Source organism: Morganella sp. B601 (assembly GCF_051172335.1).
GTDB classification, from domain to species: domain Bacteria; phylum Pseudomonadota; class Gammaproteobacteria; order Enterobacterales; family Enterobacteriaceae; genus Morganella; species Morganella morganii.
Genome location: NZ_JBPIZE010000001.1, coordinates 636974 through 652165, shown reverse-complemented (window position 1 = coordinate 652165; position 15192 = coordinate 636974). Strand labels below are relative to the sequence as shown.

The 15192-nt window shown below is 46.5% G+C and carries 31 protein-coding genes; 13 read left to right on the top strand and 18 right to left on the bottom strand.

Features of this window, described 5'->3' with window-relative positions:
* Positions 1 to 214: 214 nt before the first annotated feature.
* From ACSBQN_RS03055 to ACSBQN_RS02970, 18 genes are all read right to left on the bottom strand, one after another.
* Entirely contained in the window at positions 215 to 823 is a 609-nt protein-coding gene (locus ACSBQN_RS03055) for a hypothetical protein (protein ID WP_062772854.1), read from the bottom strand.
* Entirely contained in the window at positions 820 to 1020 is a 201-nt protein-coding gene (locus ACSBQN_RS03050) for a NinH (RefSeq protein ID WP_337135388.1), read from the bottom strand. The genes ACSBQN_RS03055 and ACSBQN_RS03050 overlap by 4 nt, the downstream gene beginning before the upstream one ends.
* Positions 1010 to 1375, bottom strand: coding sequence for a crossover junction endodeoxyribonuclease RusA (rusA, locus tag ACSBQN_RS03045; RefSeq protein ID WP_036421460.1), 366 nt, complete (start codon positions 1373 to 1375; stop codon positions 1010 to 1012). The genes ACSBQN_RS03050 and rusA overlap by 11 nt, the downstream gene beginning before the upstream one ends.
* Positions 1372 to 1662 carry a DUF1364 domain-containing protein gene (locus tag ACSBQN_RS03040; RefSeq protein WP_036421457.1) on the bottom strand — a complete coding sequence of 97 codons (291 nt, stop codon included), beginning with the start codon at positions 1660 to 1662 and terminating at the stop codon, positions 1372 to 1374. The genes rusA and ACSBQN_RS03040 overlap by 4 nt, the downstream gene beginning before the upstream one ends.
* Before the next feature lie 190 nt (positions 1663 to 1852).
* Entirely contained in the window at positions 1853 to 2122 is a 270-nt protein-coding gene (locus tag ACSBQN_RS03035) for a hypothetical protein (protein ID WP_434991560.1), read from the bottom strand.
* A gap of 80 nt (positions 2123 to 2202) precedes the next feature.
* A complete protein-coding gene (locus ACSBQN_RS03030; RefSeq protein WP_159298460.1) occupies positions 2203 to 2373 on the bottom strand; it encodes a hypothetical protein in 171 nt (56 codons plus the stop codon).
* Entirely contained in the window at positions 2370 to 2813 is a 444-nt protein-coding gene (locus ACSBQN_RS03025) for a recombination protein NinB (RefSeq protein WP_434991559.1), read from the bottom strand. The genes ACSBQN_RS03030 and ACSBQN_RS03025 overlap by 4 nt, the downstream gene beginning before the upstream one ends.
* Before the next feature lie 8 nt (positions 2814 to 2821).
* The gene (locus tag ACSBQN_RS03020) at positions 2822 to 3079 is read right to left on the bottom strand and encodes a DUF4752 family protein (protein ID WP_434991558.1); all 258 of its coding nucleotides are present in this window, start codon (positions 3077 to 3079) and stop codon (positions 2822 to 2824) included.
* 3 nt (positions 3080 to 3082) lie between these two features.
* A complete protein-coding gene (locus tag ACSBQN_RS03015; protein WP_434991557.1) occupies positions 3083 to 3286 on the bottom strand; it encodes a Lar family restriction alleviation protein in 204 nt (67 codons plus the stop codon).
* A 407-nt stretch (positions 3287 to 3693) separates the two neighbouring features.
* The gene (locus ACSBQN_RS03010) at positions 3694 to 3861 is read right to left on the bottom strand and encodes a DUF551 domain-containing protein (protein WP_230486474.1); all 168 of its coding nucleotides are present in this window, start codon (positions 3859 to 3861) and stop codon (positions 3694 to 3696) included.
* 13 nt (positions 3862 to 3874) lie between these two features.
* Positions 3875 to 4084, bottom strand: coding sequence for a hypothetical protein (locus ACSBQN_RS03005; RefSeq protein WP_434991556.1), 210 nt, complete (start codon positions 4082 to 4084; stop codon positions 3875 to 3877).
* 20 nt (positions 4085 to 4104) lie between these two features.
* The gene (locus tag ACSBQN_RS03000; RefSeq protein ID WP_193756056.1) at positions 4105 to 4269 is read right to left on the bottom strand and encodes a hypothetical protein; all 165 of its coding nucleotides are present in this window, start codon (positions 4267 to 4269) and stop codon (positions 4105 to 4107) included.
* A 12-nt stretch (positions 4270 to 4281) separates the two neighbouring features.
* On the bottom strand, positions 4282 to 4533 hold the full coding sequence (locus tag ACSBQN_RS02995; protein WP_434991555.1) for a hypothetical protein: 252 nt from the start codon (positions 4531 to 4533) through the stop codon (positions 4282 to 4284).
* A gap of 19 nt (positions 4534 to 4552) precedes the next feature.
* On the bottom strand, positions 4553 to 4918 hold the full coding sequence (locus tag ACSBQN_RS02990; protein WP_434991554.1) for a hypothetical protein: 366 nt from the start codon (positions 4916 to 4918) through the stop codon (positions 4553 to 4555).
* A gap of 31 nt (positions 4919 to 4949) precedes the next feature.
* Entirely contained in the window at positions 4950 to 5678 is a 729-nt protein-coding gene (locus ACSBQN_RS02985; protein WP_434991553.1) for an ATP-binding protein, read from the bottom strand.
* A complete protein-coding gene (locus ACSBQN_RS02980) occupies positions 5678 to 6529 on the bottom strand; it encodes a replication protein (protein ID WP_434991552.1) in 852 nt (283 codons plus the stop codon). Before ACSBQN_RS02980 ends, ACSBQN_RS02985 begins: the two co-directional genes overlap by 1 nt.
* A gap of 128 nt (positions 6530 to 6657) precedes the next feature.
* Positions 6658 to 6984, bottom strand: coding sequence for a hypothetical protein (locus ACSBQN_RS02975; protein ID WP_024473569.1), 327 nt, complete (start codon positions 6982 to 6984; stop codon positions 6658 to 6660).
* A gap of 119 nt (positions 6985 to 7103) precedes the next feature.
* Positions 7104 to 7292, bottom strand: coding sequence for a Cro/CI family transcriptional regulator (locus ACSBQN_RS02970; protein WP_024473570.1), 189 nt, complete (start codon positions 7290 to 7292; stop codon positions 7104 to 7106).
* 115 nt (positions 7293 to 7407) lie between these two features.
* On the opposite strand from ACSBQN_RS02970, the gene ACSBQN_RS02965 reads away from it, so the two are divergent.
* From ACSBQN_RS02965 to ACSBQN_RS02905, 13 genes are all read left to right on the top strand, one after another.
* Positions 7408 to 8085 carry an XRE family transcriptional regulator gene (locus tag ACSBQN_RS02965; protein WP_420191616.1) on the top strand — a complete coding sequence of 226 codons (678 nt, stop codon included), beginning with the start codon at positions 7408 to 7410 and terminating at the stop codon, positions 8083 to 8085.
* Between the two features lie 136 nt (positions 8086 to 8221).
* Positions 8222 to 9346, top strand: a complete 1125-nt coding sequence (locus ACSBQN_RS02960; protein ID WP_434991551.1) for an ImmA/IrrE family metallo-endopeptidase — start codon at positions 8222 to 8224, stop codon at positions 9344 to 9346.
* A complete protein-coding gene (locus ACSBQN_RS02955) occupies positions 9343 to 9852 on the top strand; it encodes a DUF4411 family protein (protein ID WP_434991550.1) in 510 nt (169 codons plus the stop codon). Before ACSBQN_RS02960 ends, ACSBQN_RS02955 begins: the two co-directional genes overlap by 4 nt.
* 510 nt (positions 9853 to 10362) lie before the next feature.
* Complete coding sequence (locus ACSBQN_RS02950; RefSeq protein ID WP_434991549.1) at positions 10363 to 10644, top strand: hypothetical protein; 282 nt, start codon at positions 10363 to 10365, stop codon at positions 10642 to 10644.
* Positions 10645 to 10710: 66 nt separating this feature from the next.
* Complete coding sequence (locus tag ACSBQN_RS02945; protein WP_225902559.1) at positions 10711 to 10965, top strand: hypothetical protein; 255 nt, start codon at positions 10711 to 10713, stop codon at positions 10963 to 10965.
* Positions 10966 to 11002: 37 nt separating this feature from the next.
* Positions 11003 to 11548 carry a hypothetical protein gene (locus tag ACSBQN_RS02940; RefSeq protein ID WP_096875405.1) on the top strand — a complete coding sequence of 182 codons (546 nt, stop codon included), beginning with the start codon at positions 11003 to 11005 and terminating at the stop codon, positions 11546 to 11548.
* A gap of 43 nt (positions 11549 to 11591) precedes the next feature.
* The gene (locus ACSBQN_RS02935; protein WP_024473578.1) at positions 11592 to 11813 is read left to right on the top strand and encodes a hypothetical protein; all 222 of its coding nucleotides are present in this window, start codon (positions 11592 to 11594) and stop codon (positions 11811 to 11813) included.
* A 75-nt stretch (positions 11814 to 11888) separates the two neighbouring features.
* Positions 11889 to 12830 carry a hypothetical protein gene (locus ACSBQN_RS02930; protein ID WP_024473579.1) on the top strand — a complete coding sequence of 314 codons (942 nt, stop codon included), beginning with the start codon at positions 11889 to 11891 and terminating at the stop codon, positions 12828 to 12830.
* 40 nt (positions 12831 to 12870) lie between these two features.
* Positions 12871 to 13023, top strand: coding sequence for a hypothetical protein (locus ACSBQN_RS02925; RefSeq protein ID WP_434991548.1), 153 nt, complete (start codon positions 12871 to 12873; stop codon positions 13021 to 13023).
* 9 nt (positions 13024 to 13032) lie between these two features.
* Positions 13033 to 13296 carry a hypothetical protein gene (locus tag ACSBQN_RS02920; protein WP_024473580.1) on the top strand — a complete coding sequence of 88 codons (264 nt, stop codon included), beginning with the start codon at positions 13033 to 13035 and terminating at the stop codon, positions 13294 to 13296.
* On the top strand, positions 13293 to 13535 hold the full coding sequence (locus tag ACSBQN_RS02915; protein ID WP_024473581.1) for a hypothetical protein: 243 nt from the start codon (positions 13293 to 13295) through the stop codon (positions 13533 to 13535). Before ACSBQN_RS02920 ends, ACSBQN_RS02915 begins: the two co-directional genes overlap by 4 nt.
* Positions 13536 to 13642: 107 nt before the next feature.
* The gene (locus ACSBQN_RS02910; protein ID WP_434991546.1) at positions 13643 to 14455 is read left to right on the top strand and encodes a recombinase RecT; all 813 of its coding nucleotides are present in this window, start codon (positions 13643 to 13645) and stop codon (positions 14453 to 14455) included.
* Between the two features lie 2 nt (positions 14456 to 14457).
* Complete coding sequence (locus ACSBQN_RS02905; RefSeq protein ID WP_434991617.1) at positions 14458 to 15153, top strand: lambda exonuclease family protein; 696 nt, start codon at positions 14458 to 14460, stop codon at positions 15151 to 15153.
* Positions 15154 to 15192 lie beyond the last annotated feature (39 nt).

Genomic DNA, 15192 nt, shown 5'->3' with positions numbered 1-15192 from the left:
TGTGCGCCGTTTACTTACTTCCTCGCTCTGCATTCTTTCGACCTCTCAGCCGATGCGGTTCGAGTCCCAGCCCTGCGGCGAAGTGACGAACTAGGCGGTATCGATAACAGGAGCCGCCTCTTTTACCCTGTTACCTGCTCTTGCCTTTAACTGCCTGAGCATATCACAAACACTACACTGAAATTTCGCGATTTGCAACATTTTTAATATATATTTATGAAATCGGACACTCCTCTCGTTTTAACTCGCGCTCCATTGCGTAAAACATCTCCTCTTCCAGTAGTCTCTCTGCCCATTCGATGCGCCTGGTTCCCTGCTGGATGCTGATTCCCGTCATGAAAGTAAGCTCACGCGCCATCTTTTGCGGGTATTTGCGCTCACAATACCGTTTAATAGCCACATGACGGATTGGGTTATCTTTTTTAAACCTGTCGGTCATTACCTTTTCAACAAAAGCGGCATCATCTGATTCTTTGGCGAGAGCAATGATGTCGTTTATTGTTTTCTTCGGATTGAGTATTTCGTGAGACTTTTTGAACAACTCATCTCCGCGATAACCCATTTTATGCAGGTCTTTAACCACCTTGATGATTCTTTCACCCTCAGTGTCACTCCACTCAGTGCGGATCATCAGGCGACCAATAACACTGCATTCGCTTGAACCGTAGTCATTGCCACCGTACGCATTACCCCACGTCATGAGCATGTAACGAACCCACACCCGCTTGCCGTCAGAGATATTTTTACGGGCACCGCACCACACCCGCCGCAGGTCATTTTTATTGGCAACGTGCGCCAACAAGTAAAAAGGTTCATCTCTCATTGCTCTTTCCCCTGGTTGCCTTTCATCTTGGATTTTGTCATCAGCACGCCGTTGTAGATAACGTGCATTTCGCACCGGGTATCACGGTGAAACTTCCTGACGGTGTTCCGGTTTATTTCCAGCTCTCTCGCCAGTGCAGTCATGTTCCCGTAGTGCTTAACCAGCATTTCCGGTATCGATGTGATTTCAGGTTTCATCCCCTATCTCCCATATCGTGACATCCAGTGACCCGCCGCTTACCCTTTCACCGCGCCTGATCCGCATATCATCAATCTGGCTGTCGTCCTTCCAGAAACCGGCGTGAGTGAGCGAATCGAAAACAGCCTTTGGCAGGTTATCGAGGTCTCTCTGTCGTTTGTCCGGGGGATTCGCTGTGATACTGATTCTGATGCGGGATGTGGTGCTGATATCGAGGTTTTGCTGTCTGATTAATTCTGTGATGTGCTGTCGGTATCTGGTTCCTTTCTCTGCGATGTAGTGCCGACCTCTGGCGTGTCTCCAGTACGTGTTGTTGGACGGAGGCCACGGCAACTTAAGGTGATATTGGTTCATGCCGATATTTTCCCCTCTGCCAGCAACTGCGCCTGAGTCCGGATAACGCCCTCAAGGTGACACTGTTTTGCATACTCAGCGTCTGTGAGGCGCGTACGTCGGTCGATTTCGTCATGACATGCACTACACGCCCATGCGCCAAAAATGTCCGGTGATTTAATTCCGGTGCCGCACAATCCCGGCATCCGATAATGAGCCAGCACCACCGTTTCAGAATTGCCGTTGCACACTCCAGGAATTCGGATCTGGCATTCTCTGCCGCGTGCTTCTTTTCGTAAGTTAGCCATACTCACCCCCAGTATTTATAGATGCCGAGTGCAATAACAAATATCACCCAACTCAGAGTGAACGGATTACTCAGATATCCCAGGATGCGTTTGATCATCACCATCTCCTTTTATCTTCTCGACTACTTCCAGATGCGGGCATTCACTGGCGCACTGGTCGCACACGTAAACTTCATCGTCGGCCAGTTCTTTACTGCACAGTTGGCATTCCACGGCGGGCCTCCTGCTCAGATACCGGCGTTTTCACCTTCGTGCCGGTACGCTTCTTATCGGGAAAGCTGCTGAAGTGAGCCTTAATTTTTGATACGGCATAATCATCAAAAACGTAATAGACCTGCTTTCCGATTTTGTGGCTGACGCGGACACTGCCGATATCTTCCATCATTTTGACAAACGTGGTCGCCATCATGATTTTTAACTCAGCGGCCAGTGAAACCGCCTTCACCGTGAAACTGTCCAACTGGCGAAGATTCCGGACTATCCGTAGGCATACATCCTGTTTCTGTTCGGCGGTTTTGATATAAGTTTTCTTCCCCCTTGTCACTTTGCTTTCCTCCGCTTCTGCGCCTGCCGGTTCAGTTTCCGGTGACCGGTAATGCGGTTGCGTGACAGGGGATAGTGATAACCTCTTGCGCTATCACGCAGCGCCCAGGCAAGGCCATTCGCCGACAAGCCAACAGCCAGAGCCATAAGTAAATTTGATTTCTTCATGCGTCCTGCTCCCTTTTGAGTTTCATGTACTCCGAATCCTCAGGCGTAGTCAGTATTAAACCGAACTGTGCAGCCCATGATTCGATTTGCTGAAGAAAGTAATGCATATCACCTTTATCCAGTTTTGAAGTGCGCCTGAGCGTCTCACGCTGCGTTTTCTCGCCGGTAATAACATCGGTGTACTCAGTGGTTTCAAATCCGAGGTATGTCGCCTTCAGACTTCTTTTTACCCATGCCTCTGTACAGAACGGACGACCGGCACGAATCAGGTAATCGCTGATTTCTTTGTACCAGACATGGCTGAGTGAATTTTGTGAAAGGCTTCGTTTCGGGCGGTAGGGTTTTGCGGTGATACTTAACTTCGGGTGGGTATTCAGTAGTGATTTTAGTTGCTCGTAAAACAGTTTTTTGTTGGATTCGTGCAGACAGAAATTTTCCACATTACCCCCTATTCCTCCGGCCTGCGATACATGAAAATGACCAAGCCGCCTTTCGTTTCTACCTTCATGTGACCCTCTGGTTTTATGTCGCCAAGCTCATAGGCATCATATAACTCGTTTATCGCTGCCTGTTTGCGATCTTTTTCCTTACGCTTGAATGCCTTCCTGAATATCAGACCCAGAAACCACTCGACTGATTTTGCGATAATCCAAAAATAACCCACCGCCATCAGGCCGATGGTCGCGTATTTGATAATTTCATCCATCCCCTACTCCTTCTCACATTGTGGTGCTCTGCGGTTCCAGGCGGTGATTGCGTCACGTTTAAAACCAATCGCTATCACCTGGCCGGGGCAATCATCACAGTAAATTGCTGACTGCCTTACATGCTTTTCATTTTCCGTGTCGGCGAAAAACCAAAATGACTTAATATTTTCCCCGCCGCAAAACGGGCATGGCCTGAGTTTATTCATGCTGATTGCCCTTCCTGAATGGATATTTTTTTTCGATATAGTCCATTGATGAAAATAAAAATTCTCTCATTCGCTGCCTGACAAAGTGTATTGGTGTATCAAGCAAAAAAAAGATGAAATAGACTACGGCCATAGGAACAAAGAATATGATTCCGATTGCCCACCTGAACAGATATGTGACTACGTTACCTTTTAATTTTGCCCACCTAGGCTTCTGTGTTTTCTCTGTCATTTCGGTCGCTTCTCCGGATATGGTTTGCTACAGATGCGCCTGACGTCTTCTGCCACCCAGCCTGTCAGCTTGTAACACCTGATAATGTTATCGGCTAAATCTGCGCTGGGTTTGTTGTGTCGCCGCCACTTAGTCAGAACCCATCTATCATGAAATAAATATCGCAGGGCTTTCATCACTCCTCCGGTGGTTGTGGCAGTGGCATCCAGTGGGTTACCCTTCCGCTAAGCGCATCATCTCTAAAGCACTCTCCATTCCACGAACAATTCCATTGATAATGGCTTTTTCCAAGGCAATTTACCTCTTCCACGTAACACAGGTATCGGCCTGACTCTTCCGGCATTCTTTCCGAGCACTTAATCCATTCCATCTTCATCTCCTTTTGGCGGTGTCTGGTACGGCAGTCTGCTGCAAACTCCGGCATTCCATGCGCGGTATCTTTTCGCAATCTCACTGTGGTTGTATTCATGTCCGCCGAAAAAGTTTATTTTCCGCTGCATCATGATGTACTCAGGTGTATAACCAAGTTCCCCAGCACACCACTTTTCAAAATCCGTTGGTTCCATAATCAAAAGTCCTCCGTGCCCTATCCGCGAACCCGCGTTGCTGTTCTGATGTTTTCGTATGCTTCAAACGCCTCCACACGCTCAACGCCGTCACACTCTTTTGCATAGGCATACATGGCCTTTTCAGCTTCACGGTGTTTTTCCAGTGCAATACGTTTTAATTCTGCGATTTGTTCTGTAGTCATAATCAAAAGTCCTCAGTTAATCGTCTTGAACTGATTAAAATCATCAGCTGTGATACCGGGCACGATGCAGTTTGCAAACATAACCCCGCCGCCAGGAGCTCTCATAAATCTGAAATTCCTGAACTCAGGCTTATGCTGAATATTCATATCCATATCTGCCGGAAACTCGCTGTAGTTTTCCAGTAAATAACTCATGGCATCCATCCAGGCGTGTTTGTCTGCATCAGTGAAATAACATTCCTGAAGCAAAGCGTATCCGCTCATAATCAAAAGCCCTCCGGTATCACCAAACAACGCCAGCCTTAACAAGCTTACGGCAATGAGAAATAACCTCGCGCCTACCCACTTTCTTACTCAGTCTCCACGGTGAATAATATGGGGCTTCATCGCTATTACTTTCACCAGCTCTGAACACACCTTCCCAATCAGTGGTTTCAGTGATCAGGTTTTTGTGTAGTTCATAAAATGCATCGTAAGCGTCAAACTCCCCCCAATAGTCAGTCTGTCCGAAATGCCATTCGTTACATTCATCGTCCAAATAAAAATCTTCTTTCTGGTACTGACTTGGGCACAACTTAATCAGTAACTCCATTGCTGATTTTGTTATTTTTTTCTCTACCCGAGGTTTGCAATTTCCATTCCTGCTCATATCAAAAGTCCTTCTGTCCTGGGTTATGCCGCTACTTAACCTGTCTGCGGAAACTTTCCCAGGTGAAATTGATAACGGTCGGCGATCCCATTCTCAGGCGGTCAATAACCCGATCACCCAATGCTTTCGCCAGTTCGTCAAAATTGAGATTGGTCAGCACACCTACCGGCTTTTTATTCGATAACCTGCGGTCTACCACCTGGAAGATAATCAGCTCTTCGTTCAGGTTATTACGCTGTACGCCGACATCATCCAGCACCAGTAAATCTACTTCGCACAGGTCGTTGATCAGCTGCGACTCCGTAGTTTTTGCCACTTTCTGGTATGTCTCACGGACACGCATCATCAGGTCTGGCAGAGTGGCGATCAGAATGCTTTTCCCGTTCCGGATTATCTGGTTGCCGATAGCAGCTGCCAGATGGTTTTTACCGGTACCGGGATTGCCGCTGAAAATAAACCCGCCAAATGATTTGCCGAACTCAGCTGCGTACTGCTGCGATTTACTGAGAGCCCGCTGCTGCTCCTGCGTTGTCGCCTGGTAATTATCGAAAGTGCATTCCTGATGTAACGGGCTGATACCAGAGCGACCCATGATTTTATTGAGACGGGTAACCCGGTTTTCATCGGCGATCCGTTTCGCATCGATAGCGCCCTGCTCACGCTGCCACGCCATCAGCTCAGCAGCATTCGTGAATTTTGGCTTGATGTGCTCCGGCTTCATGCGGTTAAACCGCGCCAGAGTCTGCGCTGCTGTTGCCATCAGAAGTCCTCCGGTATGAATTGCTGAACACGCTTAGGCTGAACAATACGTTGCCGTGTAGGCGGTGATTTCGGCATAAACAGACCTGTCCAGCCATTTGATATTGACTCTTCGATAACGCTTTCCGGTGAGTGTCCGGCTTCGTAGAATTTAGTAAGCTTGGATATCAGCCCGTTGAGCGTCTGTTTTGTCTTGATCGGTTTTTTCAGGTCTTTCCGGTAGGTAACCCAACCCACCCAGGTATCACGACTCAGCCAATCAGGCAGAGGATGCCCCATTGCGTCAAACGGTTCAGGCTTAACCTGTTTTTCAGGTTTAGGGGATATAGGGGTATTTAGATCTTTATTGTCTTTGGTAAGACTGTCTTTGGTGTTGGGTGATTCCACCAAACTTGAAAGGTTAAAACACCCAACTTCTTGGGTGGTTTCACCCGAACTTTTGGGTGGTTTAACTTTCTCTGTTTTTTGCCTGTTAAGAACCCATTCATCCAGCTTTTTATTGACGCTGATAATTTTGAACAGCCCTGATTTTCTTAAATTTATGATTCGTCTGTTGGCTAGCTTATTCAGTGCTTTGTTCACATCTGAATCATCAAGGTCTGTCATTTCCGCGATGTAGGTATTCGTCACTTTATCTTCGGACTTGTTCCATCCGAATGTGCACATGATCACCGCGTCAAACACTTGGTGCTCCTGGCCTGACATTTTCAGTTTTGGCTTCAGTTTCCCTATGCTTGTTGCGGTGCGGAAATATCCGTCTTCAAGGCTTGCCACGTTAACCTCCGGCTTATCCGGCGATAGTTGTTTGTTGGCAAAATCCGCATGCCTAACAACCCCCATAGCGACCTCCATATCTTTGTTTCGTAATTACTTTCATGTATAATTACTCCGTTATTTGCTGCATCAAAAAAGGGGAAACCGTATATTCCCCTTTCCTAAATCACTGGTTATTGATACAGTGTGATTGTTAAGTGCTTCTCTCAATGCGCCTCTGCTGCTCCAACAGCCGGGGCGTTTTCTTTTGTTCTCATCAGAGAGAGCTCGCCGATCTGCTTCCACAGAAACCGGTACTCTTCCTCGCTGATTTTCTTCTCGCCCGGCAAAACAAAATCTGTGATACCGGCTGCGGCCAATGTCTCGCATATCTCCGGTAACTTTTCTGTTCTGCGTAAGACTGTTGAATCGTGTACACCGAGCAGTTTTGCAACCACTGTCTGTGTGGTGCTTCTCAGTGCCTGATGAGCTGTTGCCATCAGATGATTTGACACAAACTGGTTAAACGATTTGCGTGGATTTGCATTTTCCATAATTCATAATGTCCTTATTGAGATACAGTTATTCGCTCACTTCCTGTGAGGTGTTGCTGTGTTGAAAAATGTTCCAGCACATATCCGGAACGGGCTAAATTGTGTAAAGAGCGGTGGTGTTACTGTTTTTTGCTATGGACTAATTCTTCAAATGGAATGCCAAGCAACTGGTTAATTTCTTTGTACCTAGCTGGCGGGATATAACCCTTTTGTTCCCACTGCCTAACTGCCTGATCGCTAATTTTGAGCAACTTAGCCAGTGCAGGGACGCCGCCTGCTTTTTTGATGGCAGTATCTAATCCGTTCATAGTGTTTTCCCTTTTACTGATTAACACAAGAATAATACAAGCAATACTTTATTTAAGCAAGCGTAACTTGCTGGAACGCTAAAAGCTATGCTTGTATATTGAAGGCATGAAAACTATGCATGACAGAATCAAGCAAGCGAGACTTGCGAAAAAAATGACCCAGGCAGAGCTGGCGGAAAAGGTTGGCGTTACTCCCCAATCCGTTCAGCAGTGGGAGAGCGTTACTGAGCCAAAGAAAAACCGAGTGGTTAAAATTGCGGAAATACTGGGTGTTGATGCTAATTGGTTGCTTTTTGGATCCGATACCCGAGACGGAATACCTGTAAAAGACTTCAAGCCAAGAGAAGTGGCTGAATGGGATAGCAGTACGCCTCTTGATGACGACGAGGTTGAGGTGCCGTATTACAAAAGTATAGAGCTTGCCGCCGGTAATGGATGCAATGGCGGGAGCGATAATAACGGCTACAAACTCCGCTTCTCTCGCTCTACGCTTCGTCGTTATGGCATTTCACCGAAAGATGTAGCTTCGTTTCCTGTGCATGGTGAGAGTATGTCGCCGGTAATCCCGAGTGGAACCACTGTGTTCGTGAACTGCGGCGATAAGACCATTGTTGATGGTGGAATTTACTTCATTGAACAGGACGGACTGCTGCGGATTAAGCAGCTACTGCGCCAGCCTGGCAAGCTGATCATTCGCAGCTATAACTCAATCGACTTCCCGGATGAAGAAGCTGACCCGACGACTGTAAAAATTGTGGGCAGAGTCTTCAACTGGTCTGTGATGGCGTATTAGTAACAGTGGCCTGACGACACGTTTTAGGGTGTGGTGGTGTGACCGATTCGGAACAATAGGAACAACCGAATTGATATTAAACCAGTTAAAATCCATACTTCAGTTAGTGCAGTCACTTATAAATTTAGGGTAGATGATGGTTCAGGCATTTATTAACAGCGATATATTAACGTGGGCGAGATGTAGAGCATCTCTCTCTGCGGACTATATCGCTGAAAAATTCAAAAAGCCTGTGGATATAATCATAGCCTGGGAGGAAGGAAGAGAGCCGATATCTTTTGCTCAGGCACAGAGATACGCCAGCATCACAAAAATACCATTTGGCTACCTGTACCTCGATACTCCGCCAGAAGAAAAGCTCCCCATCCCTGATAGGCGGACCATTGGTGGTCGAGATAATCGTATCAGTATCGAATTAAAAGATACCATCAGTGACGTTCTTGTTAAGCAGGACTGGTACAGAGAATATGCTATTGGAAACGGACTGCCTGATGTATCTCTCGTAGGATCTTTGCCGCCCGACAGCGCACCCAAAAAAATAGTAGCCACGATAAAGCAATATATAGATATTGAAATCCCACCCAAAAAAGGGAAGTGGAGAGATTTTTTCTCTGAAATGGTAAAAAAAATCGAGGCTCAAGGTGTTCTTGTAATGCGTAGTGGTGTTGTTAAAAACAATACCAGCAGGCCAATTAGCGTCGATGACTTCCGTGGATTTTGCATCGCAGATAAAATCGCACCAGTGATATTCATTAATACAAATGATGCAAAAGCCGCACAATTATTTACCTTAGTTCATGAGCTATCTCACTTAATCCTAGGGCAGTCTGCTATCTCTGATCTATCTTTAAATGCCAGAGAAAAAGAAGAAGTTATTTGCAATGCCTCCGCTGCTGAGTACTTAACACCAGAAAATATCTTCTTGGCTGAGTGGATTGAAAAGCGCCCTTTTGAAGAAAATATTGACAACCTGAAAGATATTTTCCGCGTTAGCGCATGGGTAATTGCTCGTCGAGCTGTTGATTTAAAATTAATAAGCAAACATGAATACAGCCAATTTATAAATAAAATAAACGAAAAACCAACATCTAGCGGCGGTTCCTATGGTAGAAATCAAAAAGTAAGGATTAGCGAACGTTTAGCAGTAGCTGTTGTTACTCAGGCATTGGAAGGAAAAATCCTCTTAAGAGAAGCACAAAGCCTAACCGGAATACAGCCAAACAAACTATATGATTTTGCTCAGAAGGAGTTGGGGCTTTGAGCTATCTTATTGATGCAAATATTTTTATCCAAGCACAGAACGATTATTACTGCTTTGACTTGTGCCCTGGATTTTGGTCTTTCTTGGGTTCGAAATTTGCTGATGGACAACTGATCAGTATTCGTAATGTTTTCGACGAACTCCAAAAGCGTGATGATGAAATATGTTCGTGGTCAAAAGATATAAGGCATTGTTTTCAAAATATTGATGACAAAGAAACTCAGAAATACTTCGGCGAGATCGTAAATTATGTACAGCATGAATATGCTCCGCGACATAAAAATAGCCAGCCACATATACAAAATTTCCTGAGTGTTGCTGACCCATGGATCATAGCTAAAGCAAAAGCAACAAACTCTATTGTTGTGACTCATGAAATCCGAGACAAAAACAATGGCTGCAAACCGAAAATTCCAGATATATGTGACCACTTTAAAGTAAAAACAATTCGAACTAATGAGTTGCTTAGAAATTTTCAAGTTCAATTCATTCTGGCAAACCAATAACCCCCAAGCCCTTTCCGGAGGGCTTTTTTGTGCCTGTAACTCCTCCTCCTGTGTGATCTGTGTCCAATCGTGACGATTTTTTGAAAATAAATTGGTTGTTAAATCAAGTAAATAACAAGTTTTATTGGAATTACCATAAAATTAAACACAAGTAACTCTTGTTTTGATAAAGCAATGCTTGTATAGTTATCCCATCAACGGCACGGAGCCAAAGATAAAACGGACTTAGCTCTTTAACAAATTAGAACCTGATCTGAATAAGTGTCAGATCACCACTGAGTGGTTTTTGGGATTGGTGAATGCGGGTAGTGCCCGCTGACTCATGGTAACAGTCGATTGAGTTTGACCGAAACCGCATAGGCAACTATGTGCCAGGCAATTCCATCGTGATAGCGAAAGTTTCAGGTGGTTCGATTCCACCTTTAAGGCTGGCATGGACTCACCATGAATACGGACTGAAACCGGCGTAACGAACCGGCACTAATCACCAAAAATTACTCAGGAGGCAATATGGCAACAATTACTGTTATTCCAAAGAAAGACAACGCGAAGAACCGCCGGTTAGCAAAGCAAAATGCTTTCTGGGACAGAAAATGCGCGGAGTATGCAGCGAAGCCTAAAAGCCGCTCAGTGGAGGAGATTTTTGATTCAATCATTAAGCCTGAATGCCATTTCGAAACACTGGCTCAGGTGGTGATTGAAATGAAGAAGCTGCCGGAAGCGCCACGCAAGCAGCTTAGAATGAACCGCAAGCCGATTATGCCGAACGGTGGTATCACGGCCAGAGCATGACCATCGGCCAATCACCAATACTGACTAACAACACAATCACGAAAGGATAACGTTATGTGCAACTGCATGAATGAAATGGGCGGGAAGATTAAAAAGCACATTTCACAACAGGTTCCTGCCGGTGGCGAAATAATTGATTATGAAACAGATTGGGATAACAAAATGCTGTCTCTTGAAGATGGCAAATCCTACGTAATGCTCAATTACAAACTCGCATACCGGGCTAAAAAGAAAAGCGGTGAGATGGCAAAAAATATTACCCGTCTCAGTAACTGCGTAAAAATGTCTTACTGCCCTTTCTGCGGCGTTAAGTATGACTAACACCCCGCAGCGGGGATAACTATTAACAGGAGTACGCATGCAATTGAGAATAGACAAAGCAACGCTTCTGGCTGTCATGGAATGCATGGCGGTAAGAGATGTTCGCTATTACATCTGCGGAATCTGCTTCCTTCCCGATGGAAAGGTGGCAGGCACTGACGGACACATGCTTGCTTACGGTGAACATGATAACCAGATTGACCACGAAGTTATCCTGTCTGTCGGAAAGCTACCCACCAAAACATTTGATTATGCGGTTTTTGATACAGACGCAGGCATTGTGAAACTTCTGACCGATGAAGAAGTAACCGTTGGTGTCACGCTTTGCGGTGTCATTGATGGTAAATATCCGGATGTTTCCAGGGTAATGAGAAATGCAAGAAACGCAGATGAGCAGTTGCCGTCAAAAATAGGATTTAACGCTGGATATATGGCGAAGCTGGAAAAGATAGCCAAGTACGTTAATCCGAAACTTCCTGCACTTCAAATTCAGGTAAAGACAGCCTGTGATGCGGTTATTTGCGACATCGTAAACCCACATAAAACACCTGTGTCGGTATTAATTATGCCGATGCGGATTTAGTTATCGGACATCACGTAGCACAGGGAAGTGCATAGGAGGAAGTATGACAGATAAAAACTACGACCCATATTGCGCGAAAGATGGCTCTAATACTGCGGCATCATTACGCGACAAATTCGCAATGGCTGCAATGCAAGGTGATTTAGCTTCACAGGATGAGAACACGGGCTATTACGAAAATAGCACTCCTGATGAATACTTGACGGCCAGAGCTGAATTTTACTACCGCATGGCAGACGCAATGCTCAGAGTAAGGGAGAAATAACAATGTCAGGACACCCGCACGCCCTGCTCTCTTTCACACAGAAGTAACCCACCCTATAAATAAACGGAGTTAATTATGGCAAACGAACTGGTTGTTATCGAGCCAGCGACAGCGCTCGACCTTTTTACAGCGCCGGATAAGGTTCAGGTACTGCTGTCTGGTATCCGGGAGAAAGCATTAGCAGAGCAGGCATTACTCGATACTGATTTATCGAAAGCTAAGAATCGCGATGCTATCAAATCGCTGGCCTACAAAGTTACGCAGTCAAAAACATACATCGACAAAGCCGGAAAGGTTGTCGTTGATGAGCTGAAAGAGCTGCCGAAAAAAGTGGATGCCAGTCGAAAGCAGTGCCGGGATGAACTCGACGCACTGAGCGAAGAAATCCGCCAACCGGTAACAGTCTGGGAAGATGCAGAAAAAGCGCGTGTGGCAGCGGAAGAATTAGCTCGCCAAATTGAGCGTGACCACGAAGAAGCACTACAGATGAATGAACTGCATGACCTGCGTAAAGCCGAAGAAGAACGCAAACGCATTGAGCATGAAAATGAAATCAAGCGTCAGGCGGCAGAACAGGCACGAATCGAAGCTGAACAGAAAGCACAACGTGATCGTGAGGCGGCTGAACTGAAAGCCAAACAGGAACGTGAAGCTGCGGAATTAAAAGCACGACAGGAAGTCGAGGCGGCAGCTAAGCGCGAACGTGAGGCCAGAGAGGCGCAGGAACGCGCAGAACGTGAAAAGCAGGAAGCTATCGCGAATGCTGAGCGTGAAAAGATGGCCGCAGTTGAAGCGGAGCGGCGAAAGGCAGAGGAAGCCGAACGCGCACGACTGGCGGAGATTGAGCGCCAGAAGCAGGAAGAATTAAAGCGCCAGGCGAATAAAGAGCATCAGCGCAAATTCAACCGCGAAGCTTTACAGGCACTGACTGAAGCAGGATTTGACGATAAAACCGCAACAAAATTCCTTGAGCTGGTAATTAAAGGCGAAGTCCCTCACCTCTCAATGAACTACTAACCCACCCTATCCCACCTCGGGATATCAGCAGGTAAACAACATGAAAACTAAACCTTGTCGCGCAATGCTCGATGGCTGCGCGGTGCGTATTGTCACGCCTCAAGCCAAGCGGAATAAGCACGTTCCTCGCTGGGTTGAGTATTTAGCACTCGTAATTGTCGCCGCCGTAGCTGTTATCACGACGGCGATGTAAGGGGGATTTATGCAGAGACTGGAAATATCCGGAGGGCAGACATCATCACGGACGGTGCTTGGCCGTAAAGTAACAACGCATGAAGGGTTCGATCACATTACCGGAAGCCTGAGTCAGCTTCTCAGCTCGTCAGCATGGAGTATGAACGAGCTGGTCGAATTCATGATTAACAACGAATACATGGACGATTTCACGGATGAGTTAATCAAGGCCGGACACGGAAGTTCTTTCTTCGCACGGATAGCGGAGAAGATGCGCAAGGAGGCAGCATGAACGCATACGCAGCACAGGATGCTCAGGAAGAGCGGCAGCTGGAGCATGCAGCATGGCAGGATGCCGTAAACGATGCTCTGTGTATGGATGCTGACGAGTTCATGGATGGACTGCCTGAGCATATCTTATCGCCGGAAATGGAAAAGATAATGGATCCTATCTTCATCAAAAACGGCAAATCACTGGATGCATTACTCGAAGGGATTCGGAATGCGTACCTCATCGGGAGAGAGCAATGAGTACCGCAATACAAAAAGTGTACGAAACAATAAACCCGCTCAAAACGGACTTTGAGCAGGTTTGCTGTGAGCCGAGCATAGCATTCAAAAGGGAATCTGAGTTCGCTATGCAAATATTTGCCAATAACGATTACCTGGCGACCACAGCGATAAATAATCTGGTGTCGGTTCGCAGTGCAATAATGAATATTGCCGCTATCGGCATCAGCCTGAATCCGGCACAAAAACTGGCTTATCTTGTTCCGAGAGACAGAAAGGTTTGTCTCGATATCAGCTACATGGGACTGATGCACATTGCGCAGCAATCAGGCGCAATAAAGTGGTGCCAATCCAGCATTGTCCGCAAAAACGATAACTTCCAGCTAACATCTATCGATACCGCCCCACGGCATGAATACAACGCTTTCGCACCGGCAGAAGAGCGCGGCGATATTGTCGGGGCGTATGTCGTAGTGAAAACAGATGATGGCGATTACCTGACGCACACAATGCCGATTGCTGATATCTACGCAATCCGCGACCGCTCATCAGCCTGGAAGGCGTGGAAATCAAAACAAAAATCCTGCCCGTGGGTAACTGATGAAGAACAGATGATCCTGAAAACAGTCGTAAAGCAGGCCGCTAAATACTGGCCTCGCCGTGAGCGACTTGATCAGGCCATCGATTATGTGAACACAGAATCCGGCGAAGGTGTCGATTTTAAAGGCGAGCAATCACAGGAGCGTGACGTTACACCTGCAGGAGAAAACCAGCTGCAGGATATCGCTGATCTGATGATTAAAGTTGATGGTGAATGGAGCGATACATTCCTCGCGTTCATCAGCAAAAAATTCAACCGCCCTATCTCCCACCCGGAACAGCTCACCGTATTTGAGGCCAACACCATCATCGACATGCTAAGGAAGAAGGCAGGCGAATAATGATCAGTAACGACATCATTCTCAGCAAAACCGGCATCGATTTATCAAAAATATCGCAGGGAAGCGAAGAATGGATGTCACTGCGCCTCGGGGTGATTACCGCCTCAGAGGTCTGGAAAGTGCTCACAAAACCACGCTCAGGGACGACATGGAGCGACACCAAAAAGACGTATTTCAATACGCTTATCGGTGAAGTCTGCACCGGCGTAAGCAAGGATGTTAGCGCCAGATCGCTGGAATGGGGAAAGGATTACGAACTCGAAGCACGGATGACATTCGAGTTTTACAGCGGCCTGACGGTCACTGAAGACCCGATAATTTTCAGGGATGAATCACTGCGGACGGCCTGCTCTCCGGACGGCATTTGCAGTGACGGCGCTGGCCTTGAGCTTAAATGCCCCAGGACAACGGAAGTCTTTATCGACCTGGCTTTAAACGGAATTAAGGCCATGAAAAAGGAATACACCGCTCAGGTTCAGTATTCAATGTGGATCACCGGAAAGGATGTCTGGCATTTCGCAAACTACGACCCACGCATGCCGGGAGGAAAAGAAATTGTCCACATACCGGTAGAGCGCGACGAAAAAATGATGCAGGAATTCGACCAACAGATACCAGAGTTTATTGAGGCAATGGATGCCGCACTAAGCACGCTCGGCATTGAGTACGGTAATCAGTGGAAAGGATTTCAGCTTTAATAACCCCACCGTTTCAGGATGAAGCGTAATGCAGGGATG